Here is a 26,895-nt window from a genome sequence, read left to right on the forward strand (position 1 = left end):
TCCAAAACCCCCGGACCATTGTCCTCATCGGAACCGAACACATGAGGAGCGAAACATGAGCACACCTACTTTCCGGGCCGCAGTCGTCCGCAATCCGAGTGGACCGGACTCAATCGAGATCATCGACGTCCCGCTCACCGAGCCCGGACCCGGTGAGGTCCGGGTCGCGGTCGCGGCTACGCCGGTCAACCCCACCGACCTCGGAGTCGTGGGCGGGTTCTTCCACGAGCTGGGCATGATCAACCAGCCAGCGCACACCGGCCTGGGCTGGGACTTCGCCGGCACCGTGCGCGCCGTCGGGCTGGGCGTGAACCTCTCCGTAGGCACCCGGGTCGCCGGTGTCGTCCTCGGTTTCGACCGCGACTTCGGTACCTACGCCGAACAACTCGTCGTGCCCGCCGCCGACCTCGCCGTCGTACCCGACGGACTCGACCTGGTCGCGGCATCGACAATGCCGCTCAGCGGCCTGAGCGCAGCGCAGATCGTCGACCTACTCGGCGACGCACGCGCTGGCGGAAACCGACTACTGGTGACCGGCGCGGCGGGAGCGATCGGGGCCAATGTTGCCGCCCTCGCCCCCGACCGCGATTGGCAGGTGACCGGACTGGCCCGAGACGCGGACGAACACTTCGTGCGGAGTCTCGGCGCCGAGTTCGTCACGAGTGCCGGGACGGGTTGGGACGCGGTGGTCGACACCACGCCGCGGCAATTGTGGGGCCTGACCCCGGTCCGCGACGGCGGAGCCTTCGTCGGTGTCCGGCCCAATATCGTGCCCATGGCCGAGCGAGGGATCACAGTGAGCACACTGATGGCGCAGTCGAACGGTCCCCGACTGGCGCAGCTGCTGACCGACGCGGCGTCGGGCCGGTTGCCGACTCGCGTGCATGCCGTCATGCCGTTGGCCCGGGCCGCGGACGCCCACCGGGCCATGGCCGAGGGCGGGACGCGCGGTCGCTACGTGCTCGAGCCCTGAGCCCGAACAAGACTGTGGCCCTGACGAGCGAGAAGCTCTTCAGGGCCACAGCAAGTGTTTGCGCAAGGGCAAACTCGGGTGGAGCTAAGGGGACTCGAACCCCTGACCCCCACACTGCCAGTGCTGGGGAGATTGTGGAACCGCGTAGCGATCAGTCCAATACGTGCTGTTCAGAGCGGTGCAATGTCCAGAGCGTATAGCGCCGTATGGGCCTGTTTCCGCGGGCCTTGGCCCACTGTTGACCCACTGTCGGGGTTTGGAACGGTGACGCGACGGGTGAGCGCGGAGGGCGAGCTGTGTATCGGCTAGGGCCGCACTAGGCTGAGGAACTGACGCGCACCGAACGGTCACCGAACGTCACAGGGCGTCATAGAACGACATACAACGTCATAGAACGTCATGAGTTGACACCGAACGTCACAACTCCTAGTCTCGTGTGATAGCTCCTCGCCGTCCTCCGGGACTGGCGAGGTTTTTTCTACCTAGAGCGAGGTGTGACCCCTGTCTCAGTTGCGGGCCGCAGTGGTCATTGACTACCAGAACGTCCATCTCTCCGGCCACGGCCAGTTCTGCCCGGCAGGTGTCGCCAAGCACGAGTCGCTGGTTCACCCTCTCCACTTCGCCAATCAGGTTCTGCTCGCCCGCAAGAACGCCATGACAGCTCGTGGGTCCGACCCCGGTGATGTCGCTCTGGGGCTGGTCGATACCTACCGTGGCCTACCGACCAACAAGGAGCAGCCGGATCACTATCGCCGGTCTCAGGCTCAGAAGTCCGAGTGGACGCGCGACCGCCGGGTCTCAGTGACGTACCGGCCGCTCAAGTACTACTGGGAGGACGGCCAGCGCGTCGCGCGTGAGAAGGGCGTCGATGTGTTGGTCGCGCTTGCCGTCGTTCGGCTGGTTCAGGCGGCGGACTATGACCTGGTGATCCTGGCCGCTCACGACTCCGACCTCGAACCCGCGCTGGAGCAGGCAGTCGATGCCGAGCCCGTCAAGGACGGGCGAGTGAAGCTGGAGACGGCCGGATGGCGGAACTGTAAGCGTTTGAAGGCCAACGGTTCCACGCTCTGGCACACGTTCCTCCAGGGAGACGGCTTCGTAAACTCCCGCGACCGCAAGGCGTACTGACGTAGCCCCCGACTCGATGAGCATTTCGTCACGTGACGTTGTGGGTGGTTGCAGCCTGTCGGTGAGACGGTCACACAGCTCGCCCTATGCGCCCGCCGTCACCGCCTCTATCACGCCCACGGCGCAGTGCGGGCACCGCCCATTGTCCTCATTCCAGGGCCTTCGCGACGAGCAAAATGATGCCCACAACGAGCAGACACATGAACGCGCCGAATGCCATGGGAATCCAGGCAGCTACGCGATGGAGTGCGTCTACGGCCCAGGCGACCAACGCCGGAAGGCCGAGAGCGACGCTGGCGGCAACCGCAACTGGCCATTCCGCCACGTCGAAATGGTCAGCGATGTAGAGCGCCGCCGCGATTAGCACGGCAGCAACTAGCAACGCCCACAGGAATGAGCGATTCCAGCTGGTCGCGTGCCTCAGCACTTCGTAGAGCGATTGGCCGTACCAGATCAGCGCAAGGGCGGCTCCGACAGCGGCAGCGGCCCCGAGGACGAGCGTCAATCCCAACTCAACGAGTCCTGGGAGACTCACCCGTTCGAAGATGAACAGCACCAATGCGAGACCGGCAACAGCGAGGCCCGCGATTAGAACCGGGATCAGCGCCGCGCCTAGGAGATGGAGCCAAAATCCACCTGCACCCCAATCGGAAAGGTGGTCAACCTCAACGTCAGTAGTGTTCATGCTCCGTAGCATGGCACGCACCACTGACAAACCGGCGCGCCCCGGTGGCTCGCCTCGGGCATTCGTGTCCGGCCACACAACTACGGCGGCGAGGACGCGTCCGGGCTGTGGGGCGCGGACTGGTGTGACCCCGAGCCGGGAGAGCTGAAAGACTTTGAACGTCCCGCGATCCCGGCTCCGTTCGACCCGCTCACCGCGTGGGCCTACGACGAATGCGACCTCACCGCTCCCTCATAGGCTGAGGTCCGCGCACGTGCGTTGCAGAACCTGCGGATCATCGAGCAGACAGCCATCGAGCGTGAGTTCGCGGCGCGTCCGCTGATCGACGCGGACACCCCGGCACCGGCCGCCGACCTTATCGCGGCGGTGAGCCACATCGAGGCCGAGTTCGCCAAGACCAACACCACCGGACTCATTCACGCGAGCGCCGCCCAGCGGCCTACGCGCAGCGGTTCGGTCTGATCATCCGGTCCGGTGGGAGCCTCAAGTCCCCGCTGGGCCACACCTGGGTGTTCGGCGGCGGGTACGTCGGGGGCCTGGAGGGCACCCTGGTCGGCACCTAACCCACCTTCGGCTGGCGCGATCGCCCGTCCTGCGTGAAGCCATCGAGGCCCGCTACAACCAGTTCGTCGCCGTCGCCGAACGCTCGGTCGTGATCGGCTACGAGAAGGCCGTAGCTGCACCGACCATCACCTGATCCACCAACCGCAGCAGGTGGCGGTGGCCCTCTCCGCCTTTCACTCCCACCGTCACCTGCACGCTGACGCCGACCGGGACTGGTTACGGACCGCCGGTCGGCGTCAGCGAACCTCACCACCCCGACGACCAGGAGCACCAACCGTGAGCAGTGTGAACCCGACCGCCACCGCGATGACTGAGGTTCCCCCCGAACCGTAGAGGCATCGATAATGAGGAGCACGATGCCAGAGAAGCGCAAGAAGTACGACCGGGAGTTCCGTGATGGGGCGGTCCGGATCGTCGAAGAGACAGGTAAGCCGATCGCCGAGGTCGCGCGAGATATGGGGATCAACGAGGGCACGCTGGGCAACTGGGTCAACCGTGCGCGCGCCGAGCGTGAGGGCCGTGGGGAGATGACCCCTGACGATGCCGCCGAGCTCAAACGGTTGCGTGACGAGGTCGCGGAGCTACGCATGGAGCGTGATGTCCTCAAGCGATCAGTGGTCCTGTGGGTCAAGGAGGCGACGAAGTGAGCGTGGCACGCTTCGTCGCCGACCAGAGGACCAACTATCGGGTGCCACACGCGGTGACATGCCGCCTGCTCGAGGTCAGCCAGGCGTGGTTCTACAAATGGCATCAGCGAGCACAATTGCCCGGCGCGGCAACAGGTTTGCACACCACGCGTGATTACCGTCGTGACACCGTCGACCGGGCGGTGAAGGTGGCCTTCGACAAGTCCCGCGGCCTGCATGGGTCGCCGCGACTGCATGCGGATCTGCGTGCTGATGGGTGGACGGTATCGGAGAAAACGGTCGCTGATTCGATGAGCCGCCAAGGCCTCATAGCGCGGCGGGTCCGTCGCCGCAACGGGCTGACCCGCCAGGACAAGACCGCCCCGAAGTTCCCGGATCTGCTGTGTCGTGATTTCACTGCGCAATGCCCGGATCGGCGGTGGGTCGGTGACATGACCGAGATCCCGACCGCGGCGGGCAAACTGTATCTGGCCACCGTGATCGACCTCTACAGCCGCCGCCTGCTGGGTGCGGCCACCAGCCGGCACCCGGATGCGGTGTTGGCGTGTGCGGCCATTGAGATGGCGGTCGCTACGCGGGGCGGTAAGCAGGCGATATGGCGCGATGACGATGCGCACAAGCTGATTTTCCACACCGATCGCGGGTCGACCTACACCGCGAAGAAGTTCACCAAGCTCTGCCGACAGATAGGTATCCGACAGTCGATGGGGCGTGTCGGATCGTGTTTCGACAACGCCGCCGCGGAAGCATTCTTTTCATCGCTGGAGTGGGAAGCATTGTCACGCAACGTGTTCCACACTATCATCGAGGCTCAGGCCGCGGTGTTGGACTGGTGCTACGGCTTCTACAATCACCAACGTCGGCACAGCACGATCGGGATGGTCAGTCCCGTCGACTACGAGAACGCAACACTCACCGAGCCCGAAGCCGCATAGAGGAGCCCTCCACGACTCTGGGGGAACCACAGACCCCCGCCGCGGGTGAGGAGATGCTGACCGCGATCCACGAATCCGCGCACGCGGTCATCGCCACCGTCTACGGGGCGACCGTCGAGAAGTCCGTGCTGACACCGGACGATCCCGAACGCGCGGGCCTCACCACCTACCGGCAGCACGTCACCGGCCAACGGCGCGGCGACATCGTGTTCGCAGGCGTCTACGGTGAAGCGTTCGCGCGCCACGGTGGCCCGCCGACCCCACGCGGGCTGCGCCTGGTCATGGCGCACCGCCACCACGACGCCACCGCACTCCGCGCCGCCGGTGACCCCTCCGGCCAGGTCCCGAAACTCGTTGCGAACTGTTGGCCGTCGATCACCGGTCTCGCCCGCGAGCTGTACGCCTCACGCCGGATCGGCCAGGCCGATATCGACCGCGCGCTATTCCTGCCCGCCGACGCCGATGAGCCCACCCGCAACCACGCGCTCTCGCTGATCCGATCCGGCTCCGTGCCCGGGTCGTTCACCGTCCACCCCGTCGGCACCCGCTGAGGCGTCGGGTAGCGCGGAAGGTGAGCTGTGTGGCCCTGACGGACTAAGCGTCGAGATTCCGGCCGCCGCTGTCGGTGCCGACGTGCATGATGACCCCATGCCCCTCGCGATGTCTGCTGAGAACGCCCGGCGCTTCTGGCGCGCGCTGATGGCCAACGCCGTCGCGCTCATCGACGACGCCGACACACTGCTCACCAAGGGATCAGCGGGCCGGTCCCGCTCCCTGCTGATCCTCACCCAAGAAGAACTCGCCCGCGCGCAGGCCGTCTACGACGACGCCTCACCGGTCTGGGATCAGGGCGGTGGCACCGTCACGCTCACACCGCCGCAGGGCTCCAAGGCGCACCTGTCGGTGTCGCGGGATCACCGCGAGAAGATCAGCGCCACAGACGACTACGCGCGGAACCTCGGCCCGTTCTGGGGCGACTACAGCGCGTGGGAGGACGGCGCAACCGCTGAGCCCGCGCGGGTACCCGCCGAGGTTGACGCGCAGAAGCAGGCCGGGTTCTACGTCGCCTCCGCACCCGGCGCTGGCGGCCGGTTCAGCACGCCCCTCGACATCGACGCCGAGCCCATCGCCGCTGAGCTATTACGCGTCGCCCAGGTTGCCGAGATGAGTCTGATCCGCGATCAGACCCGCCGCCAGGACCGCGATGACCCCGACGAGTTCGTGTCGAGGCTCCACTGGCTCCTTCTGCCACTCGCGCACCCCGATGAGTTCGCCGACTTCATCGCGCATATGGAAGGCGATGGTGAGGCCGACGAGGTTCAGGGCAACGGGGGCATTTCGAACGAACCCCCGTCTTCTACGAAGATCCCGTGATCTGCCAGATTGCTGCGGCTCGACAGGATCGTGCATCTCTCACCCGTGTCGAGCGCGCCCCAACCATTGTCGAATGTGCCACTTCGATCAACATCGTCAATACACTTCTGAGCAATCGTTCCGAGGCTCGAATGATCACAGCGTGCCCTCTGATCGACATACAGCCGATGGGGACGGTCGCGGCCGAACACCAGCAGCCCACACGCGAGGGATCGCTCCCTGACTGAATCGTCGGGACACTCGTCCCACGGCAACACGTCCCCAACGAACGGAGGCAATGCTGGTAGCGACTTGATATCGTCCCGCGCGATTTCGACGGCCCGTGGGGCGCCTCCTCCCGGCAATTCTCCGAGCCTCACATCAAACGGCTCCGGATTGACGATTCCTGGGATCACTAGCGGTATCGATTGGTTCGATTCAGCGCGGAGGCCAAGCGGCACTGCGGGGTCAAACGGTCCGTACGAAACCACTATGGCAACGGTCGCTTCACCGAGGCTCCGGTCGAGTAACGCTACTGGCTCATGCTCTAACCCATGTGTCGGCGTACCGAGCGGTGCAGTGAGAACTGCGATTCCTGTCCCGACACCCTCCTCAGCGGCGGGGACTCGATATACGTCGTCAGTGAGCCCACCAGGAATACCCCGTAACTCGCTGTCGGCAAACATGAGGACCAGGCAGATATCCCACCCCCCAACCTCCAGCCCGTCGGTCCGGCTCCACCGTGCGACCGCATGGCGGTCGCCTGCCCGGAGCTTTGCACGCGCCTTGTCGGTGTAGCCAAATTGACGGTAACCAGAGCTATGCAGGCTGAACTTGATCTCGGACGCACGCATTCGCGGAGCTGCATACACCTCGTCAGTAACGCGCTTCTTGTCACCGGTCCAGACCCTCCAGACCGCAGAGCGCCGACCGTCGGGAGCGCACACTGCGAACCTGAAGGTGTTTCGGGGTCTCTGATCCATGGCGGCAAATGTAGCGCGAGCCACCGACAAGCGGCTCCGCGTATGAACTCGGGCAGCCATGAACATACGTCGACCCCCTCATGGCCTCATAAGGGGGTCGACACACATCGGTGAGGAGTAATCGCCTACGCCACAGCGTATCTCGGTTCGAGCGCTGTGGGTGGGACCTCAAGCTTCCGCTCCGAGCATCTTGATCAGCGCCGCCGTGGGGACGCGGACCCGGCACGATCCGAGCTTGATCACCGGCAACCGGCCCTCGCGGGCCATCTCGTAGCCGTACGCACGGCTCACCCCGAGGTAGGCGGCGGCCTCTCCGACGCTGAGAGTCGGCGGCCCGCTACGCAATTCGTCAATCGTCGCCGTGCTGGTCTGTTCACTGTGCGGTCATGTACATAAGCGTGAGGGCTTGCTTGAGGAATGTCCAGGTTATAGCGTTCGCGTCGTGAGCACTCACCGAGAACTCCCCAAGCGCGGCGACGTGGTGTCCGCGCACCGAGGCGACGACGGCCGCACCGAGATTCGGCTCCACGACCTCCCGTTCACCTTCCACGTGCGATCCGGCACCGACGCCGACGGCCCGTTCATCCGCGAGCTGACCGTCGTCGCCGATGAGGGCGCGGCCGTGGACTACCACGCGCTGCGGGCGATCCCGGCCCGTCGGCTGGCCCACACAGCGGTGCAGACCGCCGCCCGTGAGCTGTGTGACCTGGGCGTGGAAGCCGTCGGCTACAGCTTCGACAACACCGCGCGCCCCGACGAGGCCGACGGCGCTGATCCCCGCGTGTGGGAAGTAGCCCAACGCGCACAGATCGCGATCCAGGAGGGCCACCCCGTCCGCGCCACCATCGCCGAGGACATGAACCTCACCAAGGCGACCGTCGACCGGCTCATCAAGAAGGCCAAGGACGCCGGTTTCCTCGCCGCTGACCTCCCCAAACGCCCGCAGCCACGACAGAAGGACACCACCCGATGAGCACCACCGAGAACACCCGCAGGCGCCGCGCCGAACCGATCAGCAAGCGCATTGCCGCCAACGGAGCCGTGTCGTATGAGTTCCGCGTCGATGTCGGCGCGAAGCCCGATGGCTCGCGGGATCGGCGTCGGTTCACCTACCGCACGCTGGCCGAGGCGCGCCGTGAGTACCGCCGGATCACCACTGAGGTCGCGGCGGGCACCTACTCCAAGCCCACGGCGATGACCGTGGACGAGGCGTGCGACGCGTGGCTGGCCGGTCGCCGTGGGGTCAGGCCGGTCACCCTGGAGGGCTACGCCACTAGCCTCAAGCCCGTGCGACGGTTCCTGGGCGGCAAGAAGCTCCAGGCGCTGACCAAGAACGACGGTGACGCGCTGGTGTCATGGATGCTTACCGGCGGCCGACAGAGCGTGAAACACACTGTGCCGCATAGCCTTCCCAGCCGGATCGTCGCGTTGATCGAGAAGCATCCCGAGGGCATCACCTCCGCACAGATCGCGGCGGCGTTCCCCGGTGAGGACACTGCCACACGGCTCTCCCATCTCGCACAGCGAGGCCGTGTGATCCGGCTGCGCCGCGCGGTCTACGGACCCGCCCAGGCCCAGAAGGCCGACGACGAAGCGCGCGTGGGGTCAAGCCGGTGACGGCCCGCTCGACGCTCACCGTGTTCACCATGGTCGTGAGGTCTTACGTCGATCAGGGTGTCCTGCCGCGCAACGTCATCGCCTTGGTGGAGCGGCCAGCCGACCCCATCGGAGAGACCGACGATGCGGTGATCACGGCGAAGTCGTGGGCGCTGGCCGATGCTGAGGCGTTCCGCGCCGCCGTTGCCGATCACCGCCTGTACGCCTGCTGGTTGCTCTCGATCTATGGCATGCGCCGATCCGAGGTCCTGTGCCTGAGGTGGTCGGCCATCGAGGGCAATGTCCTCCATGTTCGTCGGGGCCGTGTGGCGCTGGATTCGGGCCGCACCGACGAGGGGTTGCCGAAGCCGCGCCGGTCACGCCGGGACCTCCCGCTGCCCGCCGATGTCGTGGCCGCCCTCCCGGCGCTCAAGCGTCGGCAGAAAGCTGAGGCGCTGGCGTTGGGCACCGGGTGGGACGAGGACCAGCTCGTCGTCACGCGCGAGGATGGCGCGCCGGTCTCGCCGGAGTGGTGGAGCGATGAGTTCCAGCGCATCCGCGAACGGGCCGGTCTGCGGCGCATCCAACTCAAGGGACTTCGCAACACCTCCGTGTCGCTGATGCTCGACCGTGGGTTGCCGGTCCACGTCGTGGCGGCCTGGCACGGCCACTCACCGGAGATGAGTCTGGCCGTCTACGCCGACGCGAAGGCCGACGAGTTGCGCGCCGCCGGTGGTTCACTGTTCGGATGAGCAAGCACCCCAACGGCGGCGACCTGCCGCCTGAGATCGACCTCTCGCTGTTCTCTGGCTGGGTCCGATTCAGTGAACTGCCGAGCGCCGACGTGCCCCGTGGGCCAGGCGTCTATGTCGTGGTGCGGCCCACCGACACACCGCCTCAGTTCCTCGACGTATCACCGGCACGCCACTTCAAAGGCATCGACCGCACCGAGCCCGTCGCCGCCCTCCAGGATCGCTGGGTACCGGAGAGCCGTGTGATCTATATCGGCAAAGCCAACGCCGGAAAGACCGGGCGTCGCGGACTCCAAGTGCGCCTGAGCGAGTACCGCCGATATGGGGCCGGTGAGCCCGTCGCGCACACCGGAGGCCGCCGTGTCTGGCAGCTCGCCGATCACGCCGACCTTCTCGTCGGCTGGCGCGAGACATCGAACGCCGACGCCACCCCGACCGAGAGCGCCATGATCGCCGCGTTCCGTGACCACCACGGCCGTCTGCCCTTCGCCAACGGGCGGCTGTGAGGCCCACTGTTGGGCCACTGAAACCCCTTGGCCCACCGTTGGCCCACTGAGGCTCTGAGGCGGGCTACCCCGGGAACGAGAAACCCCCTCCGACGCTGGCCGGAGGGGGTTTCTGCTGGTGGAGCTAAGGGGACTCGAACCCCTGACCCCCACACTGCCAGTGTGGTGCGCTACCAGCTGCGCCATAGCCCCGTGTGTAGTTGTCTCGGCCCTTCGGAGTGCTCACCGCGGTGGTCACATCGTTTCAAGAGCAAGGGCAAAACTACACCATCGCCGGGATTCCGGCCAAATCCGCCGCCCGCGCTCAGCCCTTGTCGGCGAGCAGGCCGTCGAGCCATCCGGTGCCGTCCATGATGCCGTCGACGGGCGCTCCGCCCGACAGCACCGTCGGTGTGGCGACCTGACCGTTGGTGGCCTTCGAGAGCTGGGTCTCCGATTGGTCGGCGGCGTCTTTCGCCTCGGTGACCTTGGCCCCGTCCGCGACGCACTTCTGGGTCGCCGGTGATGCCCCCTGCTCGCCCGCGATGCGGGCGAGATCGGCGTTGCTCAGGTCCGTGCCGCCGCCCTCCTTGGGCTGGTTGGCGAACAGTGCGGAATGGAACCTGAGGAAGATCTCCTTGTCCTCCCCGGCGCCCACACACTGGGCGGCACCTGCGGCCCGCGAGGAGTAGTCCCCCGACGACGACTGTTTGTCGAGGAAGTTCAGCATGTGATAGCGGACCCGCAGCGTGCCGTCGTTGATCGCCTTGGTGATCGAGGCGCCCGACTGCTGCTCGAACTCATGGCACACCGGGCACATGAAGTCCTCGAACACATCGATCGTCTGCGGGGCCGACGGCGCGCCGATGATCTGCGCCGCGTTCTCGCTGAGCACCGCCTCGTCGACTCCGCCGGAGTCACGGTGGCTGTTCCACACGATGCCACCGACCACCAGCGCGGCGATCACCGCGACCGCGGCGCCGGCCAGGATGTAGGTGGTCCGGCTCGAGGTGGCCCTCGGCTGATATCTCGACGTCTCTTTGGGCGTCGCGGGCTTGCGCTTGTCGCTCACACCACTACCTTCTCATCGCTCACGCGACCGCCGGGAATCGCGGCCGACGTCGACCGGTTGACGACGTCGACTCTAGCCAGCTGCCGATGAGAGCAGACTGAGACGAGGCGCAGGTCAGACGAGAACGGAATCGACCAGCTCCTGCGCCTGCGCCTGCACTGTCGCGAGATGCTCGGCGCCCTTGAACGATTCGGCATAGATCTTGTAGACGTCCTCGGTTCCCGACGGACGTGCCGCAAACCACGCGTTCTCGGTGGTCACCTTCAGGCCCCCGATCGGTGCGCCGTTGCCCGGCGCCTCGGTGAGGATCGCGGTGATCGGCTCACCGGCGAGCTCGGTGGCGCTCACCTGATTCGCGGACAGCTTCGCCAGCAACGCCTTCTGATCTCGCGACGCCGGGGCGTCGATGCGCGCATATGCGCTCTCCCCGTACCGCTCCGCGAGCTCGCGGTACCGCTGCGACGGCGTCTTGCCGGTCTTCGCGAGCATCTCCGACGCCAGCAGGGCCATGATGATCCCGTCCTTGTCGGTGGACCACGGCCCGCCGTCGAAGGTCAGGAACGATGCCCCGGCGCTCTCCTCGCCACCGAATGCGATGCTGCCGTCCAGCAATCCGTCGACGAACCACTTGAACCCGACCGGCACCTCGACGAGTCGCCGACCGATGCCGCCGACGACGCGGTCGATCAGCGACGAACTCACCAGCGTCTTCCCCACCGCCGCGTCGGCACCCCAGCCCTCGCGATGGGTGAAGAGATACTCGATGGCCACCGCAAGGTAGTGATTGGGATTCATCAGTCCGGCATCCGGGGTCACGATGCCGTGGCGGTCGGAATCCGCGTCGTTGCCGGTCGCGATGTCGTAGCTGTCCCGCGCGGAGATCAGCGACGCCATGGCGTTGGGCGACGAGCAGTCCATCCGGATCTTGCCGTCGGTGTCGAGGGTCATGAAGCGGAACGTCGGATCGACGGTCGGGTTGACGACGGTCAGGTTCTGGAGGTTGTAGCGGAACCCGATCTCCGCCCAGTACCCGACCGACGCACCGCCGAGCGGGTCGGCGCCGATGTGGACTCCGGCATCGCGGATGGCCGCCATGTCGACCACCTCGTGCAGATGATCCACATAGTTGAACGTGTACGGATACTCACGGATGTACTCGCTCTTGCGTGCTCGCTCGAACGGGATGCGCTTGACACCTGCGAGGCCGGCGGCGAGCAGCTCGTTCGCGCGCCGCGCGACGACCGACGTGATGCTGGTGTCGGCCGGTCCGCCGTTGGGCGGGTTGTACTTGAACCCGCCGTCGCGCGGCGGATTGTGTGACGGCGTCACGACGATCCCGTCCGCGAGCACCCCCGGATTGGCCTGATTGAAGCGCAGGATCGCGAAGCTGACCGCCGGTGTCGGCGTGAATTTCTCGTTCTCCGCGATGTAGACGGTGACCTCGTTCGCCGTCAACACCTCGAGCGCGCTCCGCCAGGCCGGGATCGACAACGCATGGGTGTCGAACCCGATGAACAGCGGGCCGGTGATCCCGGCCGACGTCCGGTACTCGACGATCGCCTGGGTGGTGGCGAGGATGTGCGCCTCGTTGAACGCCGAATCCAGGCTGGACCCGCGGTGCCCCGAGGTACCGAACAACACCTGCTGCATCGGATCGGTCGGGTCCGGGGCACGGTCGTAATAGGCGCGTTCGACAGCAGTCACATCGATCAGATCTTCGGGGAGTGCCAGTGTTCCTGCGCGCGGGTGTGCCATGCCGCAATTCTGCCATCGTGGGACCGATCCGGTCGGTGACTACGAGCGAACGGCTACCGTGAGCTCTGTCCGCATGATCCACGGAGGGCCGTTCCGCATGAGATTCACACGACTCCTCGCTCGCGTGGTCACGAATCGTTCCTCCCCCGAACTGGTCGTCCTCGTCCTGCCGGGCGGCACCGACTCCAGCTACCGCCCGTTCAGTCCACGTCAGGCGTCTGCGCTACGGATGTATCCGTTCACCTGGTCGATCCGGGCCCGGTTCGGGCGGTCGGTATGCGTGCGGCAGGTCCGCTATCGCGTCTACGGGTGGAACGGCCGACAGAACAGTCCGATGCCGTACGCGCGGGCCGCACTCGACGACCTCGAGCGCACTCACCCGGGTGTGCCGATCGTGCTGATCGGGCACTCGATGGGCGGCCGGGTGGGCGCACGGCTCGCGGCCGATCGGCGGGTCGTCGGTCTGCTCGCCCTCGCCCCGTGGTGGCAGTACGCCGATTGGCATTTCATCCACGACGGGGTCCGCGTGGTGGCGATGCACGGGACCGCCGACGAGCGGACCTATCCGCGCCGCACCGAGAAGGGCGTGCGCGAACTGGATGCCCGCGGCGTGGACGCCACCTTCGTCCCGGTGCCCGACGGCGACCACGCCATGCTCGATCACCTCCGGATGTGGCAAGGCGCCGCACTCGATTTCGTCGGTGCGGCCGTCACCCGACGCCGCGATCCGGTCCCGTCACCGACTCAGGAGGAGACCTTCGCCCCGCCCGCCGCGATCACGTCGTCGAGGTACTCGGGCCGGTAGGGCTCGTAGGTGGCCGGGTTCCCCCGCAGGACGAACACCGGGTCGTCACCGACGTCGGTGTATCCCTGATTGCGTAGACCGACTCGGACGTTCTTGAACGTCGAGGTGTGTTCGAGATGGTCGACGATTCGGATGAAGAGCGGTATCGCGTAGCGCGGCAGCGTCTCCCGCACATGCTCGGCGATTTTGTCAGGGTCGAAGCGGGCACCGTCGGCGAGCAGGACCGCGGCCATGCCCGCTTTGCCGTCCGCTCCCGGCACCCCGACCCCGAACACCACCGACTGGTCGACGAGGTCGCAGGAGTCCAGGGCCGCCTCGACCTCCGTCGTCGCGACGTTCTCGCCCTTCCACCGGAAGGTGTCCCCGATCCGGTCGACGAAGGCGATGTGGCCGAATCCCTGATCGTGCACCACGTCTCCGGTGTTGAACCAGCGGTCGCCGGCCTTCACCGCGTCGCCGACGATCTTCTTCTCCGACGCCTTCGGGTCCGTGTATCCGTCGAAGTGGGCCCGCTCGTTGATCTCACCGAGCAGCAGTCCGGTGCCGTGCTTGCCGACCGGGATCACGTGGCCGTCGCCGTCGCGGCGGGGCTCCCCGCTCTCCTCGTCGAACTCGACGATCGCGTACTTGAGCGGGCTGAAGCCGGCCGACTTCGGAATCCCCAGCAGGTTGACGAAACCGATGTTTCCTTCGCTGGCGGCGTACAGTTCGGCCACCCGGTCGATACCGAATCGCGTGGTGAACTCGTCCCAGATCTCCGGCCGCAGCCCGTTCCCGACCACGACGCGGACGGAATGCGCACGGTCGGTGGGCTTCTCCGGCTGGGCGAGCAGGTAACGGCACAGCTCCCCGATATAGCAGAACGCGGTGGCCTTGTTGAGGATGATGTCGTCCCAGAATCCGGACGCGGAGAATTGTTCGCCAACCGCCACGCAGGCACCGGCGCGCATCGCCGCCGACACGGACACCGTCAGGGCGTTGTTGTGATAAAGCGGCAGCGCCGCGTACATGGTGTCGTCCGGACGCAGGCGCACCCCCATGCCCCCGATGCCGTGCATCGCGACATGCCATCGATGATGACTCATCCTGCTGGCCTTGGGATATCCCGTCGTACCCGAGGTGAAGATGTAGTACGCCGTCTCGCCGGCCTGGACGGTATCGGTCACAGCCGGGTCGGCCGGGCTCAGCGTGGCGCTCTGCGTCTTCAGATCGTCGAAGTCGACGATCGCGGCCGGCAACGCCTCACTCGGTACGGATTCCACGGCTTCTTCCAGCCCTGGCTGCAGCAGAAGGATTTTCGCATCGATGAGACCGAGGCTGTGCTCGAGCACGTTGCCGCGCTGATGGAAGTTGATCATGCCGGCGATCGCCCCGAGCTTGACGGTGGCGAGCATGCACAGCACGACGTCGGGGTGGTTCTTGGCCAGGATGGCGACCACATCGCCGCGGCCGATCCCGCGCTCCGCGAGAAACGCCGCGAAGCGATTCACCTGGGCGTTGCATTCCCGGTAGGTCATCGATTCACCGTGGAATCGCAGGAACGGGCGGTCGGCGTATTTCGCCGCCGTCTCCTGGAAGGTCTTGCCGACCGACTCGGTGCGGGTGAGTGGTCGAGGAATCATCTTGGGGACCACGCCGGCGAGGATGCGCCAGTCCTTGCCGATCCCGCGTAGTCCACGCAGGATGTCTCCCCCGGTCACGTCGATGTGGTCACGGTTTTCCGCCACTGCCGCCATCTGTGTTCCTCCCCAGCATCGCTTGTCGCCGATCGACACGTCCGCCCCCGCGTACGCCACAACCGACCCGATCGTGACCGTCAGGCTATCCGAAGACATCCGTGGTCAGAAGAGGATCGCCGATTCGTCGGTCGATCCAGTGACTCCGACCGATACTGATGTGACTACCATCACACCATGGAGGAGGATTGTCATGTCCGATGGATCCGAGCGTCCCGTCGCCACCACGACGGCCGGACCCGTACGCGGCCGGGGACTCACCGACGGCGTCGTCCGATTCCTCGGAATCCCTTACGCGGCAGCTCCGTTCGGGGACAACCGGATGCGCCCTCCCCAGCCTCCGGAGGCGTGGCAGGAGCCGCGGGACTGCGATGAGTTCGGCCCGACGGTACCCAAGGGTGATTACCCGCCGCACTACGCGACGCTCTTCGCCGAGGTGACCGTCGACGGTGCCGAGTGCCTGAACGTGAATGTCTGGTCCCCCGGTCTCGATGACGCGCGGCCCGTGCTGGTGTGGATCCACGGCGGCTCGTTCATGAACGGGTCGAACTCGGTGGCCGAGTACGACGGCACGGCGTTCGCGAGGGACGGGGTGGTGCTCGTGTCCGTGAACTACCGGTTGGCCGCCGAAGGCTTCCTGTACCTCGACGACGGCACCGCCAATCTCGGGCTGCAGGACCAGATCGCCGCCTTGCGATGGGTGCGCGAGAACATCGCCTCGTTCGGCGGCGATCCCGGTCAGGTGACCGTCGCAGGCGAATCCGCCGGCGCGATGAGTGTGTCCACCTTGCTGACGATGCCGTCCGCCCGCGGCCTGTTCACGCGGGCGATCACCCAGTCGGGCGCGACCGCGCACACCATCAGTCCCGAACAGGGACTGATGGTCGGCCGTTACCTGGCCGAGTCACTCGGCGTCGAGCCGACCCGGGAGGCCATCGCCGCGGTCCCGCTGGACAGGTTGGTGGCCGCCGCCGCTGATCTGGTGACCGAGGTGCAGACCACTCCCGACCCCGAGAAGTGGGGCACCCTCGCGATGAGCCTGCTGCCCTTTGCGCCTGTCGTCGACGGAGATGTCCTGCCGCGCCACCCGCTCGACGCCATGGCCGAGGGCGCAGGCGCCGACGTGGCGGTGCTGACCGGCTCGACCAGAGACGAGGCCCGGCTGTTCCTGGTGGCGCCGCAGACCATCGACCTCATCGACGAACCGACCTTCACCGCGACCGCGCGGGTGTATGGACTGGACGAGCAGGCAATCGAAACCTATGCGCGCAACCGTCCGGATGCGCGCCCCGGTGATCTCGTCGCCGCCGTCGTCACCGACTGGTTCTTCGGCATCCCGGCACTGCGGGTCGCGGAGACACGGGTGCGCGCCGGCGGGACGCCGACCTGGATGTACCGATTCGACTATCCGGACCCGTCGGAGAACCGCGGGTTCGGCGCGTCGCACGCGGCGGAGATCCCGTTCGTCTTCGACACCCTGCACGAGAAGACGGTGACGCCTCGCCTCGGCGACCACCCGTCGCAGGCGGTTGCCGACACCGCCCATCGCGTCTGGGTCGACTTCGTCACCACCGGCTCTCCGGGCTGGACGTCCTACGATCTCAGTGCCCGTCACGTCGGATTGATGACCGACATCGTCGCCGACGTCTCGGATCCGGCCAAGGACGAACGGAAGGCGTGGGAAGGCGTCCGCTGACGCATCCCGGCCACCGCACCACGGAAACGGAAACGGCCCCCGAACCGCAATGGTTCGGGGGCCGTCTGCTGTGGAGCTGCCGGGAATTGAACCCGGGTCCTCCGTCGCTTCAGTAGGGCTTCTCCGTGTGCAGTCCGCTATGCCTCTACTCGGATCTCCTGGTCACGCGAACAAGCCAGGATGACGATCCCAGTCGCTGTTGGTTGTCCCGTCCACACCCGCGACCGGCGAGGACGGTGAGCTCCCGAGATGATGCCGGGACCCGGGCTGGGAGCAGACCCGGGCCGACAGACTAGCCGTCGCTGTCAGGCAGCGAGGGCGTAGTCGCGCTGATTCTTATCGGCGCTTAATTGGTTGCTACGACGCTTACGGTGGTCTCTAGCCTGCACCGACACGCTTCCCCTACCTCGACGCACGCAGTCGAAACCGATCAGCCCCGAGACAGGAACCCACCGATCTCTCGGTGAGCACTTCAGTCTAACAACGCCCGGCGACGAAATCATCCGGGTATCCGCAGCGGCCGTCGCCGTTCTCACGCGATCTGCAAGACGACCGTGTCGTGGACACCGACGTCGGCGCTGAGCCGGCCACCCGAGGCCTGGTATCGCCGCCCGGTCCACGCGTCGACCGCACTCACGGTCTTGTCGCCCACCAGCCCGAGACTCGTCAGCGGAACCGACATCCGGCGGGGATGGCCCTGCCGGTTGGTCAACGACACGACGATGCCTTTCTCCCCGATCGCCCGGGCCCAGATCTCGGGATCGTTGTCCACGGGTGCGCCCGCGCTCACGCGCTGGTCCTGGTCGATCGCGAGGACCGCCCGATTCCGCAGGATGTCGATCGTCGCCTGCGACATCCGCGTGAGGTCGTTACCCGCCATGAGGGGCGCGGCCATCATGGCCCACATGGACATCTGGGTCCGCTGCTCGGCGACGGTCAACCCCGGCTCCCCGTCCACACCGACGACCAACATGTCGGGGTCGTTGTACGACGACGGCCGCACCCGGGCCGCCAACGGTGCGATGGCGTCGACGATGTCGGTGATGCCCTGCGCGCCCGATGACCCGGTGTCCGTGGACCACTGCGGAGTTATGTCGTTGGTGACCCGCGTCATCGTCGCCACCCCGCCCCAGTCGTAGCGGGTACCCGGTACCGATCCGCTCACCCCGCTGTTCGGATTGATGCTGTAGAGGATCGGACGCCCGGTGTCGCGGATGCCGTCACGCATCGCGGTGAACGCCTCGACCTGGTGGTCATGGTCGGAATCGCTTGAGCACCAGTCGTATTTCAGATAATCGACCTGCCAGTTGGCGAAGGTCCGCGCATCCTGCACTTCATGCCCGCGGCTCCCGGTCGAGCCCGGGTGCGTTCCCTGAAACTGCGTGCAGGTCTGTTTGCTTGCGCCCGAATAGACACCGAACTTGAGCCCACGCTCATGCAGGTAGGTCCCGAGTGCCGCCATCCCCGACGGGAATCGGGCCGGATCGGCCTGCAGCGAGCCATCGGCGGCACGCTGGTCTGCCGCCCAGCAGTCGTCGACCACCACATACCGATAACCGGCGTCACGCAGACCCGACGACACGAGCGCGTCGGCCTGTCCCCGCACGGTCTGTTCGGTGATGTTGCAGCCGAAGGTGTTCCAGCTGTTCCACCCCATCGGCGGAGTCGGGGGCAGATCGGCGACGGCGACGGCGTCACCGCCGATCCGGCCCGGCGGCTCCGGCGTGCAGCCCGCGACCAGCACGGCCAACCCGACGACCACCACGCAGAGGAGTCGGCGGCCCGTCCCCCGGGCACGAGGTATCGGCACCGATCACATCCCCTTGACGCGACGACCAATCTCGCGGGCCACTTCACGCTGCGCGGTCCGCCGCGCGATGTCCTGTCGTTTGTCGTGCGCCTGCTTGCCTCGCGCGAGTGCGAGTTCCACCTTCACCTTGCCGTCGCTGAAATACATCGACAGCGGGACCAGGGTGAGATTCCCGTCCCGGATCTTGCCGATCAGGTTGTCGATCTCACGCCTGTGCATCAAGAGTTTCCGGTTGCGGCGCGGAGTGTGGTTGGTCCACGATCCGCTCCCGTATTCGGGGATGTGCAGGGCACGCAGCCAGATCTCACCGTCGTCGACGGTGGCAAACGCATCGACGAGAGAGGCCTTGCCGTCCCGCAGGCTCTTCACCTCGGTACCCAGCAGCGCGATCCCGGCCTCGTAGGTGTCGAGGATGGCGTAGTTGTAGCGCGCCTTACGGTTCGTCGCGATGACCGTGCGGCCCTTCTCCTTCACCATCTCAACACCTCCTCATACTGGGTTCGTCACTCGCGGACGTACACGCGAAGCGTCACATATGCAGTGACACCTGACAACAGAATTCCACCGATGATCAGCCACGGGGACACGAATAGCACGTCGGATGCCCCGATGCGCGCCAGGATGTTGACACCGTACAGATCCGCCAGAGCCTTGTCGAAGAAGAGGACCTTCGCGGCGAACAGCCCTCCGATCGCGAGGAATGCGCCGACAAGGGCCGCCACCACCGCCTCGAGCAGGAACGGTAACTGCGTGTACCACCGGGTGGCGCCCACCAATCGCATGATCGACACCTCGGTCCGACGAGTGAACGCCGCCACCTGAACGGTGTTCGCGATCAGCAGGATCGCCGCGAGGGCGAGCACGAGCGCAACGGCGAACGCCGCGTTGCGGGTTCCGTCGAGCACGCTGAATATTCGTTTCACCAATTCACGCTGGTCGAGCGCCCCGTCGACGCCGAGATCCTTTCGACCCTTGAATTCGTCGAGCACCGGCCCGAATTGCGAGGGGTCGGACATCCGCACCTTGAGCGACGCCGGGATGGTGCCCTCGCGGATGTTGTCGGCGATGTCGGGGTTGTCCTTGAACGTCTGCTTGGCGGCCTCGAAGGCCTCCTTGCGATCGATGAACGTCACCGAGCCCACACCGGGGTGGTTCTGGATCTCGGTGCGCAGGACCGAGCACGGCGCCTGCTGGCAGTTGGGGTCCGCTTCGGAGACCGCGTCATTGATGAAGAACTGCATCTCCACCCGGTCGAGGAAGATCTTCTGACTCTTGTCGGCCATCTGGATCACCAACAGTCCGCCACCGAAGATACCGAGAGTGATCGCCGTCGTCAGGATCATGGCGATCGTCATGGTCACATTGCGGCGGAGACCGTTGAGGACCTCACTGATGATGAAGTTCGCTCGCATGGAGTGCGCAGTCCTTACAGGGATCGAGGGCGGAAGGGTCGGTTCCCTCCGGCGGTCGTGTCACGGGGCGGGTTGCGGAGGTATCGGCTAACCGATGCCGTACACCCCTTGCGGGTCGTTGCGGACCAGCCGGCCGTTGTCGAACTCGAGGACCCGTCGACGCATCGCATCGACGATGTGGCGGTCGTGCGTGGCCATGACCACCGTCGTGCCGCGCCGGTTCACCCGGTCGAGCACATCGACGATCTCCTCGCTCGTCTCCGGATCCAGGTTTCCGGTCGGCTCGTCGGCGAGCAGGACGAGCGGGCGATTCACGATCGCCCGGGCGATCGCCACCCGCTGCATCTCTCCGCCCGAGAGTTCGGTGGGCATCCGGTCGGCCTTGCCCGCGAGCCCGACGTAGTCGAGCACCTCGGGCACCACCCGGCGGATGGTCGACGGCGGCTTGCCGATGACCTCGAGGGCGAAGGCGACATTGTCCGACACCGACTTCTGCTGCAGCAGACGGAAGTCCTGGAACACGCAGCCGATCGACTGACGCAGCTTCGGTACCGAGCGCGCCTTGAGCGTGTTGACGTGGAATTCCCCCACATACACCTGCCCCGACGTCGGCCTGTCTTCCTTCAACAGCAGGCGGAAGAAGGTGGACTTGCCCGAGCCCGACGGACCGATCAGGAACGCGAACTCACCCTTGTCGACCTCGAGACTGAGATCTGACAGGGCGGGTCGGCTGGAAGCCTTGTACTTCATCGTGACGTTCTCCAGCGTGATCACGAGAAGCCAGTGTAACGGTGGGCCCTGAGAGGTCCGCTCAGGTCGGCGTCACCGACGATTCATGCTCGGCCGATCACCGTTGCGGCACCGAACTCTGGTCCCCGGTCTGTGGCGCATTGCCGAAATTGGGCAGTGTCACACCAGGTAGTCCAGGAACGGTCTGCTGTGTGGTCGTCGTGCCCCGCTGCTGGCCCGTCTGATCACCTTCGGGGTTGTTGTCGTTGTTCTGGCCGGTCTCGTTTCCGGGCGTCGTCGTCGACTCCGTGGTCGACGTCGACGACGGAGTCGAACTCGGGGTCGACGACGGCTGCGGCGTCGGTGTGGTCGTCGTGCTCGACTGCGTCGTCCGTGCCGGCTGCGGTGTGGGTGGGGCGACCACCCCGTAGCGCTGCGAGGTGTAGCCGTAGAGCACGATCGAGCCGAGAAAAACGATCAGCAAGATGGCCGTGCTCGTGCGCATGCGGGTCTTGTAGACGTGTCGCCAGTTGCGCGGTTTGCGTTCCCTGACCTCGTCCTGCTCGGCGTGCTCACTCGTCACGGTGCTTCGCCTTCCCGACCTCGTCGGCCAGGGCCGCCGGCGGGGCGCTCGCGGCCTCCACCTCGCGCCCCGGTGCCACCGTGATCCCCTCGCGGGCCAGGGCGCGCACGATGCTGACACGCAGTGCACGACTGATGTCGAACTGCTTACCCGGCAGCGTGCGCGCCACCACGCGCACGGTGATCGAGTCCAGTTCGAGATTGATCACGCCGAGCGGCGAAGGCGGGTCGAGCATCAGATCGTGCCACCGCTTCTCCTCGTAGAAGTCGCTCCCCACGCGATCCAGGGTCTCGTTGACCTTGGCGATGTCGGCCTCGGCGGGCACCGGCACATCGACCACGGCACGCGCCCAATCCTTGGAGAGGTTGGTGGCCTTGATGATCTGGCCGTTCGGCACCGTGATCACCTCGCCCTCGCTGGTGCGGAGCTTGGTCATGCGCAACGTGACATCCTCGACGGTGCCCTCGGCAAGAGTGCTCCCGGTGACCGTGAGGCTGACCACGTCCCCGTATCCGTACTGCTTTTCGGCGACGACGAAGAACCCCGCGAGGATGTCCTGGACGACACGTTGCGCACCGAAACCGAGAGCTGCGCCGATGACCGCGCCCGGACCGGTCAGGCCGGTGATCGGGATGTTGAAGACCACCATGATGCGCAGGATCACGATGATCGCCACGATGACGATCATCGTCCACGCGACGACGTCGACCAGGGCCCGGCGATGTTTGGAGTCCTCGGTCTGGACAATGAGGTCGCTGTTGTGGAATTGCGACTCGACACGCGCCGCGTACTTGTCGGCCGACCACCGGATGCATCTGATCACGAGGAGACCCCCGAGAATCCAGATCAGGATCTCGAGTCCGTCGGTGGCCGCCCAGACGTAGAACCGACCGAGTACCGACGCCGTCGCGCCGTCGGCAAACGCCAGCGGCGTCAGATCACGCATCTGCAGAAGCCATCCGCCATCGGATTCCGGCTTCGATGAACTTGTCGATGTCGCCGTCGATGACCGCGGTCGGGTTGTTGTCCTCCACGTTGGTCCGTAGGTCCTTGACCATCTGATAAGGGTGCAGGACGTACGACCGCATCTGATTGCCCCAGCTCGAACCGCCGTCGCCCTTCAGGGCGTCGAGTTCGGCTCGCTCCTCCTGGCGCTTGCGTTCGAGCAGCTTGGCCTGCAGAACACGCATCGCCGACGCCTTGTTCTGCAGCTGGCTCTTCTCGTTCTGACAGGTCACGACGATCCCGGTCGGGAGGTGGGTCAGCCGGACCGCGGAGTCGGTGGTGTTGACCGACTGGCCACCGGGACCCGACGACCGGTACACATCGACCTTCACGTCGTTCTCGTCGACGTCGATGTGGTCGGTGGTCTCGACCACGGGCAGCACCTCGACCTCGGCGAACGAGGTCTGCCGACGACTCTGGTTGTCGAACGGGCTGATTCGCACCAGACGATGGGTGCCCTGTTCGACCGACAGCGTGCCGTACATGTACGGCGCCTTCACCGTGAAGGTGGCGCTCTTGATGCCAGCCTCCTCCGCGTAGGAGGTGTCGTACACCTCGACGCCGTAGTTGTGTTTCTCGGCCCAGCGGATGTACATGCGCATCAGCATCTGCGCCCAGTCGGCAGCATCCACGCCACCCGCGCCGGAACGGATGTTGACCAGGGCATCACGCTGGTCGTACTCGCCGGCCAGCATGGTCTTGACCTCCATGGCCTCCACATCGGCCCGCAACGACGCGCGCTCCGCATCGGCATCGGCCAGCGCGGCGACCTTGTCGTCGCCCTCCTCCGCCTCGGCGAGTTCGTAGTGGACGGGGAGATCGTCGAGGCGTTGACGCAATTCGCTCACCTTGCGGAACTCCGACTGCGCATGCGAGAGCTCACTGGTGACCTTCTGCGCGTGCTCCTGGTTGTTCCAGAGTTCGGGGTCAGAGGCCTGCATCTCCAGTTCGTCGATCCGACGACGCAACTCGTCGAGGTCGAGCACCTTCTCGACCGTGGTCAAGGTGGTGCCGATGGATTCGAGGTCTGCGGTTACGTCGGGATGCACGGTGACCAAGACTACCGGGGCAAAACAGTCTCGGTATGCCCCTGCCCGCTACCTCGTGGCGCGGTTGATCATGCGGGCGGGAACTGCCCGGGCGGTGGCGGTGCATCCATCGGCGGCAACTCGCCGAACCGCCACGTCGATGTCGCCTTGCCCGGCTTGTAGACGACCGGCAGATCGGCGCCGATCTGCGGCCAGGGATCGTGCTCGCCGAACACGAGGGTCCCGTAGACCTCGGCGGGATCGGTCTGCGGTCCGACGATCGTCCCGGACACCGTGCAGTACCGCTCCCCCTTCGCGTCGCCCTGGTCCGGCCGGTCGCTCACACCTGTGACCGTCAGCGTGCCCTGCACGAACCGACCGGCCCTCGAGGGGTCGAGCGGGCGCGGGTTCCGTCCGCGCTGCCATTGGACGAGCAGCGCCACCAGAAGAGCCGCCAAGATCGCACTGAACGCCACCGCGAGCCACATGGGCCCACCTTACCGTCGGTGGTCGGGCAAATCCGACGTACCGCTCCGCGGAGCTCATCGCCGATCTCCGATGTGACATGCATGCCGGTGGCGATAACCTACCCGCATGTCACACGACCTCGGGCCCACCGCGATCTCCGACGATCTCGAACTCGCGCTGTCGCTCGCGGACTCGGCCGATGCCCTGACGATGGAACGATTCGGCGCCGTCGATCTGCGCGTCGACGACAAGCCCGACCTCACTCCGGTCTCCGACGCCGACCTCGCATGCGAGACCATGGTGCGCCAACGCCTCTCGGCCCGGCGTCACGACGATGCGGTACTCGGCGAGGAGTTCGGCGGGGACGCCGTGCTGACCGGCAGGCAATGGGTCGTCGATCCCATCGACGGCACCAAGAACTTCGTCCGCGGTGTGCCGGTGTGGGCGACGCTGATCGCCCTCCTCGTCGACGGTGTCCCGCGCGTCGGCGTGGTGTCGGCGCCCGCACTGCGCCGCCGATGGTGGGCCGCCGAGGGGATCGGGGCGTTCTCGGTGTTCGACGGTGAGGAACTGCCGCGCCGATTGTCGGTGTCGGCCGTCGCGGATCTCCCGTCGGCCAGCCTCGCGTTCTCGAGTCTGTCGGGCTGGGCCGATCGGGGCATCCGCGACGAGTTCATCGCGCTGACAGATGAGGTGTGGCGGGTCCGCGGCTACGGGGATTTCTGGAACTACTGTCTGGTCGCCGAGGGAGCTGTCGACATCGCGGCCGAACCCGAGGTCTCTCTCTGGGACCTCGCCGCACTCGACATCCTGGTCCGCGAGGCGGGCGGGAGATTCACGGGCCTCGACGGCACCGACGGACCGTCCGGTGGCAGCGCCATCGCGACAAACGGACTGCTGCAGGACACAATCCTCGGGGCGCTCGCCCCCTCCCCGAATCGTCCCTGAAACCGTCCGTTCGACGAGTTCACTACCGGTGTCGGTAGGCCTAGGATCGGTGAGCGGGGGCATCCGCCGACAAGGAGCAGGGACATGGCATTTCCCGCGTTGACCCACGCCGCCATCACCGTCACGAACCTCGACGCCAGCACCCGCTGGTACACCGAACTCTTCGGATCGGGCCCCGTGCTCGACGAGGATGAGGAGTCGGGCAAATTCCATCACACCGTGTTCGCACTCGACGGCGGCATGCTCTTCGGTCTGCACACGCACACCGAGCCGGGCCCCGTCGACAGCTTCGATGAACGACGCACCGGACTCGATCACATCGCGTTCGCCATCGGACGCGATGAACTCGATTCGTGGACAACACGACTCGATGAACTCGGTATCTCGCACAACGGCGTGAAGCACGCTCATTACGGCTCGGGCATCTCGTTTCGCGATCCTGACGGCATCGCCCTCGAGTTCTTCGCCCCACCTGCGTGAGCGCGGGATCAGGCGACCAGAGCTCGGAGGCGACTACAGATCCGTGGCCGATTCCTCGTCGAGGACCACGAACTCGGTGGCGGCGTCCTTCATCTCGGACAGCCGTCCGTAGTGGATACCGGTACCGGCATCCGACAGGATCGCCTGGTGGATCGGCACGGCGACGCGCGGTGCCATCGCGCGGAGGTAGTCGACCGACTCACTCAACTTCATCCATGGCGCCGCCGACGGCAGTGCCAGCACGTCCACCGTCTCGAACGGGATGTAGAACGAATCGCCGGGGTGCATGAACCGGCCGGTCATCGACTTGGTGTCGAGGACATAGGCGACATTGTCGATCACCGGGATCTCCGGATGGATGACGGCGTGGCGACCGCCGGTGATACGCGCCGTCACCGTCCCGATCTGAACATGCGACCCCGCGTTGGCCGTTTGCCACGGTCCCGCGACGTCGTCGCCGTTGAGCTGTGACGCGGTCTGTGGGTCCGCGTACCGGATCGCGTCGGGATTCGCCGCGACGAGGTCGGGCAACCGGGCGACGTCGCAATGATCGGGATGCTGATGAGTGATCAGGATCGCGTCCAGCCCGGTGACGCCGTCGAATCCATGGGAGAAATTGCCCGGGTCGAAGAGGATCTTGGTTCCGTCGATCTCCACCAGGACGCACGAGTGACCGAAGTGAGTGATCTGCATGTGTCCACTCTGCTCCCGAGTCGTGCCGACGTCACGTCGCGACACTCAGCGCGCAAACACCGACAGCTGACCACGGTCACGTGATCGGCGGAAAGACCCCCCAGCCGAATCCGGCGTCGACGGCACGCACGATCCCGTAGCCGAACCAGACCACCAGAACGGCCAGGGCCACCGGGCTGGTCAGGGTGCGCTGCACTCGCGTCAGAACCGGACGTCCGGTCGCCAGCGCGGCGATCGCGACAACGGTGACGACCGCGACCACGAGCATGAACAGCGGCCCGAACGCATTGAAGGAGAACGCCGACGCCACGTCACCGTGCCCGAGTGCGACCCAGCTGCGGGTGAGCCCGCAGGCCGGGCATGGCAGTCCGGTGATCCGGAGGAACGGACAGAGCGCCGGCCCCCGTTCGACCACGTGGGGTCCGAGCGCAGTCGCGAGCCCGAGCGCAGTGAGTCCCGCGGCAGCCACTGCGGCTACGGTCAGACGGCCGCCCCCACCGAGCCGCTCGGGCGCGGCGGTTCCACTCGTGGGTACCGTCGCCTGCTCGCCCGAAGTCACCCGACCAGCGTAGAT

General features: G+C 66.2%; 31 protein-coding genes, 1 tRNA gene and 1 other RNA gene. 15 read left to right on the forward strand and 18 right to left on the reverse strand.

From position 1 onward, the window contains the following. Nucleotides 1-55: 55 nt before the first annotated feature. A complete protein-coding gene (locus ACLQ3I_RS02930) occupies nucleotides 56-973 on the forward strand; it encodes an NADP-dependent oxidoreductase (protein ID WP_425791179.1) in 918 nt (305 codons plus the stop codon). A gap of 510 nt (nucleotides 974-1,483) precedes the next feature. After that, nucleotides 1,484-2,101, forward strand: coding sequence for a hypothetical protein (locus ACLQ3I_RS02935; protein WP_425800063.1), 618 nt, complete (start codon nucleotides 1,484-1,486; stop codon nucleotides 2,099-2,101). Between the two features lie 148 nt (nucleotides 2,102-2,249). Here ACLQ3I_RS02935 and ACLQ3I_RS02940 read toward each other — a convergent pair whose 3' ends face one another. Continuing rightward, nucleotides 2,250-2,786: a hypothetical protein gene (locus ACLQ3I_RS02940; RefSeq protein ID WP_425800064.1), complete on the reverse strand. Its 537-nt coding sequence runs from the start codon at nucleotides 2,784-2,786 to the stop codon at nucleotides 2,250-2,252. 258 nt (nucleotides 2,787-3,044) lie between these two features. Here ACLQ3I_RS02940 and ACLQ3I_RS02945 point away from each other — a divergent pair, with 258 nt between their 5' ends. From ACLQ3I_RS02945 to ACLQ3I_RS02965, 5 genes are all read left to right on the forward strand, one after another. Further along, nucleotides 3,045-3,248: a hypothetical protein gene (locus tag ACLQ3I_RS02945; protein WP_425800065.1), complete on the forward strand. Its 204-nt coding sequence runs from the start codon at nucleotides 3,045-3,047 to the stop codon at nucleotides 3,246-3,248. 458 nt (nucleotides 3,249-3,706) lie between these two features. After that, entirely contained in the window at nucleotides 3,707-3,997 is a 291-nt protein-coding gene (locus ACLQ3I_RS02950; RefSeq protein WP_425800066.1) for a transposase, read from the forward strand. Then, nucleotides 3,994-4,932 (forward strand): IS3 family transposase, encoded by a 939-nt coding sequence (locus ACLQ3I_RS02955; RefSeq protein ID WP_425800067.1) that lies wholly within the window; start codon nucleotides 3,994-3,996, stop codon nucleotides 4,930-4,932. The genes ACLQ3I_RS02950 and ACLQ3I_RS02955 overlap by 4 nt, the downstream gene beginning before the upstream one ends. Nucleotides 4,933-4,985: 53 nt before the next feature. Continuing rightward, entirely contained in the window at nucleotides 4,986-5,483 is a 498-nt protein-coding gene (locus ACLQ3I_RS02960) for a hypothetical protein (RefSeq protein WP_425800068.1), read from the forward strand. A gap of 97 nt (nucleotides 5,484-5,580) precedes the next feature. Then, nucleotides 5,581-6,306 (forward strand): AbiV family abortive infection protein, encoded by a 726-nt coding sequence (locus tag ACLQ3I_RS02965; RefSeq protein WP_425800069.1) that lies wholly within the window; start codon nucleotides 5,581-5,583, stop codon nucleotides 6,304-6,306. Here ACLQ3I_RS02965 and ACLQ3I_RS02970 read toward each other — a convergent pair. Together ACLQ3I_RS02970 and ACLQ3I_RS02975 are read right to left on the reverse strand one after the other, a co-directional pair. Continuing rightward, nucleotides 6,252-7,268 carry a hypothetical protein gene (locus tag ACLQ3I_RS02970; RefSeq protein ID WP_425800070.1) on the reverse strand — a complete coding sequence of 339 codons (1,017 nt, stop codon included), beginning with the start codon at nucleotides 7,266-7,268 and terminating at the stop codon, nucleotides 6,252-6,254. The two genes, ACLQ3I_RS02965 and ACLQ3I_RS02970, sit on opposite strands and share 55 nt — an antisense overlap. A gap of 168 nt (nucleotides 7,269-7,436) precedes the next feature. Beyond that, a complete protein-coding gene (locus ACLQ3I_RS02975) occupies nucleotides 7,437-7,613 on the reverse strand; it encodes a helix-turn-helix domain-containing protein (RefSeq protein WP_425800071.1) in 177 nt (58 codons plus the stop codon). Between the two features lie 97 nt (nucleotides 7,614-7,710). On the opposite strand from ACLQ3I_RS02975, the gene ACLQ3I_RS02980 reads away from it, so the two are divergent. The 4 genes from ACLQ3I_RS02980 to ACLQ3I_RS02995 are packed head-to-tail and all read left to right on the forward strand — an operon-like array spanning nucleotide 7,711 to nucleotide 10,122. Then, nucleotides 7,711-8,241, forward strand: a complete 531-nt coding sequence (locus ACLQ3I_RS02980; protein WP_425800072.1) for a hypothetical protein — start codon at nucleotides 7,711-7,713, stop codon at nucleotides 8,239-8,241. Further along, the gene (locus ACLQ3I_RS02985; protein WP_425800073.1) at nucleotides 8,238-8,885 is read left to right on the forward strand and encodes a hypothetical protein; all 648 of its coding nucleotides are present in this window, start codon (nucleotides 8,238-8,240) and stop codon (nucleotides 8,883-8,885) included. The genes ACLQ3I_RS02980 and ACLQ3I_RS02985 overlap by 4 nt, the downstream gene beginning before the upstream one ends. A 29-nt stretch (nucleotides 8,886-8,914) precedes the next feature. After that, complete coding sequence (locus ACLQ3I_RS02990) at nucleotides 8,915-9,616, forward strand: site-specific integrase (RefSeq protein ID WP_425800074.1); 702 nt, start codon at nucleotides 8,915-8,917, stop codon at nucleotides 9,614-9,616. Next, entirely contained in the window at nucleotides 9,613-10,122 is a 510-nt protein-coding gene (locus ACLQ3I_RS02995) for a hypothetical protein (RefSeq protein WP_425800075.1), read from the forward strand. The genes ACLQ3I_RS02990 and ACLQ3I_RS02995 overlap by 4 nt, the downstream gene beginning before the upstream one ends. 116 nt (nucleotides 10,123-10,238) lie before the next feature. On the opposite strand, the gene ACLQ3I_RS03000 is transcribed toward ACLQ3I_RS02995, so the two are convergent. The 3 genes from ACLQ3I_RS03000 to pgm all read right to left on the reverse strand — a co-directional run bounded on the left by ACLQ3I_RS03000 (nucleotide 10,239) and on the right by pgm (nucleotide 12,928). Then, nucleotides 10,239-10,314 (reverse strand) — tRNA-Ala (locus ACLQ3I_RS03000). Nucleotides 10,315-10,426: 112 nt separating this feature from the next. After that, the gene (locus ACLQ3I_RS03005) at nucleotides 10,427-11,173 is read right to left on the reverse strand and encodes a DsbA family protein (protein WP_425800076.1); all 747 of its coding nucleotides are present in this window, start codon (nucleotides 11,171-11,173) and stop codon (nucleotides 10,427-10,429) included. Nucleotides 11,174-11,287: 114 nt separating this feature from the next. After that, nucleotides 11,288-12,928 carry a phosphoglucomutase (alpha-D-glucose-1,6-bisphosphate-dependent) gene (gene pgm, locus ACLQ3I_RS03010; protein WP_425800077.1) on the reverse strand — a complete coding sequence of 547 codons (1,641 nt, stop codon included), beginning with the start codon at nucleotides 12,926-12,928 and terminating at the stop codon, nucleotides 11,288-11,290. Between the two features lie 97 nt (nucleotides 12,929-13,025). Between pgm and ACLQ3I_RS03015 the strand changes: the two genes are divergently transcribed. After that, complete coding sequence (locus tag ACLQ3I_RS03015; protein ID WP_425791173.1) at nucleotides 13,026-13,733, forward strand: alpha/beta hydrolase; 708 nt, start codon at nucleotides 13,026-13,028, stop codon at nucleotides 13,731-13,733. On the opposite strand, the gene ACLQ3I_RS03020 is transcribed toward ACLQ3I_RS03015, so the two are convergent. Next, nucleotides 13,673-15,469 (reverse strand): long-chain-acyl-CoA synthetase, encoded by a 1,797-nt coding sequence (locus tag ACLQ3I_RS03020; RefSeq protein ID WP_425800078.1) that lies wholly within the window; start codon nucleotides 15,467-15,469, stop codon nucleotides 13,673-13,675. The genes ACLQ3I_RS03015 and ACLQ3I_RS03020 overlap by 61 nt on opposite strands. Before the next feature lie 193 nt (nucleotides 15,470-15,662). Here ACLQ3I_RS03020 and ACLQ3I_RS03025 point away from each other — a divergent pair, with 193 nt between their 5' ends. After that, nucleotides 15,663-17,165, forward strand: a complete 1,503-nt coding sequence (locus ACLQ3I_RS03025) for a carboxylesterase/lipase family protein (RefSeq protein ID WP_425800079.1) — start codon at nucleotides 15,663-15,665, stop codon at nucleotides 17,163-17,165. A 68-nt stretch (nucleotides 17,166-17,233) separates the two neighbouring features. Here the strand turns inward: ACLQ3I_RS03025 and ssrA are convergent. The 9 genes from ssrA to ACLQ3I_RS03070 form a co-directional block, all read right to left on the reverse strand. Next, nucleotides 17,234-17,603: a transfer-messenger RNA gene (gene ssrA / locus ACLQ3I_RS03030) on the reverse strand. 94 nt (nucleotides 17,604-17,697) lie between these two features. Next, entirely contained in the window at nucleotides 17,698-18,975 is a 1,278-nt protein-coding gene (locus tag ACLQ3I_RS03035) for a glycoside hydrolase family 27 protein (RefSeq protein ID WP_425800080.1), read from the reverse strand. A 3-nt stretch (nucleotides 18,976-18,978) separates the two neighbouring features. After that, the gene (gene smpB, locus ACLQ3I_RS03040) at nucleotides 18,979-19,452 is read right to left on the reverse strand and encodes an SsrA-binding protein SmpB (protein ID WP_164308896.1); all 474 of its coding nucleotides are present in this window, start codon (nucleotides 19,450-19,452) and stop codon (nucleotides 18,979-18,981) included. A gap of 26 nt (nucleotides 19,453-19,478) precedes the next feature. Then, on the reverse strand, nucleotides 19,479-20,387 hold the full coding sequence (gene ftsX, locus ACLQ3I_RS03045) for a permease-like cell division protein FtsX (protein WP_425791164.1): 909 nt from the start codon (nucleotides 20,385-20,387) through the stop codon (nucleotides 19,479-19,481). A gap of 87 nt (nucleotides 20,388-20,474) precedes the next feature. Then, nucleotides 20,475-21,161: a cell division ATP-binding protein FtsE gene (ftsE, locus tag ACLQ3I_RS03050; protein WP_425791162.1), complete on the reverse strand. Its 687-nt coding sequence runs from the start codon at nucleotides 21,159-21,161 to the stop codon at nucleotides 20,475-20,477. Nucleotides 21,162-21,234: 73 nt separating this feature from the next. Next, nucleotides 21,235-21,699, reverse strand: a complete 465-nt coding sequence (locus ACLQ3I_RS03055; protein WP_425800081.1) for a hypothetical protein — start codon at nucleotides 21,697-21,699, stop codon at nucleotides 21,235-21,237. Next, nucleotides 21,689-22,645, reverse strand: a complete 957-nt coding sequence (locus ACLQ3I_RS03060) for a mechanosensitive ion channel family protein (RefSeq protein WP_425791158.1) — start codon at nucleotides 22,643-22,645, stop codon at nucleotides 21,689-21,691. Before ACLQ3I_RS03060 ends, ACLQ3I_RS03055 begins: the two co-directional genes overlap by 11 nt. Beyond that, complete coding sequence (gene prfB, locus ACLQ3I_RS03065; protein ID WP_425791156.1) at nucleotides 22,638-23,753, reverse strand: peptide chain release factor 2; 1,116 nt, start codon at nucleotides 23,751-23,753, stop codon at nucleotides 22,638-22,640. Before prfB ends, ACLQ3I_RS03060 begins: the two co-directional genes overlap by 8 nt. A gap of 68 nt (nucleotides 23,754-23,821) precedes the next feature. Further along, a complete protein-coding gene (locus ACLQ3I_RS03070; RefSeq protein ID WP_425791154.1) occupies nucleotides 23,822-24,220 on the reverse strand; it encodes a hypothetical protein in 399 nt (132 codons plus the stop codon). 106 nt (nucleotides 24,221-24,326) lie between these two features. On the opposite strand from ACLQ3I_RS03070, the gene hisN reads away from it, so the two are divergent. Together hisN and ACLQ3I_RS03080 are read left to right on the forward strand one after the other, a co-directional pair. Next, nucleotides 24,327-25,148 (forward strand): histidinol-phosphatase, encoded by an 822-nt coding sequence (hisN, locus tag ACLQ3I_RS03075; protein ID WP_425791152.1) that lies wholly within the window; start codon nucleotides 24,327-24,329, stop codon nucleotides 25,146-25,148. Nucleotides 25,149-25,232: 84 nt separating this feature from the next. Further along, nucleotides 25,233-25,628 (forward strand): VOC family protein, encoded by a 396-nt coding sequence (locus ACLQ3I_RS03080; protein ID WP_425791150.1) that lies wholly within the window; start codon nucleotides 25,233-25,235, stop codon nucleotides 25,626-25,628. Between the two features lie 33 nt (nucleotides 25,629-25,661). Here the strand turns inward: ACLQ3I_RS03080 and ACLQ3I_RS03085 are convergent, their stop codons facing one another. Together ACLQ3I_RS03085 and ACLQ3I_RS03090 are read right to left on the reverse strand one after the other, a co-directional pair. Then, on the reverse strand, nucleotides 25,662-26,321 hold the full coding sequence (locus tag ACLQ3I_RS03085) for an MBL fold metallo-hydrolase (protein WP_425791148.1): 660 nt from the start codon (nucleotides 26,319-26,321) through the stop codon (nucleotides 25,662-25,664). Between the two features lie 76 nt (nucleotides 26,322-26,397). Further along, nucleotides 26,398-26,880, reverse strand: coding sequence for a DUF2752 domain-containing protein (locus tag ACLQ3I_RS03090; RefSeq protein ID WP_425800082.1), 483 nt, complete (start codon nucleotides 26,878-26,880; stop codon nucleotides 26,398-26,400). Between the last annotated feature and the right edge of the window lie 15 nt (nucleotides 26,881-26,895).

Origin of the sequence: Gordonia sp. DT101 (assembly GCF_049844895.1) — a bacterium.
Taxonomy (GTDB): Bacteria; Actinomycetota; Actinomycetes; order Mycobacteriales; family Mycobacteriaceae; genus Gordonia.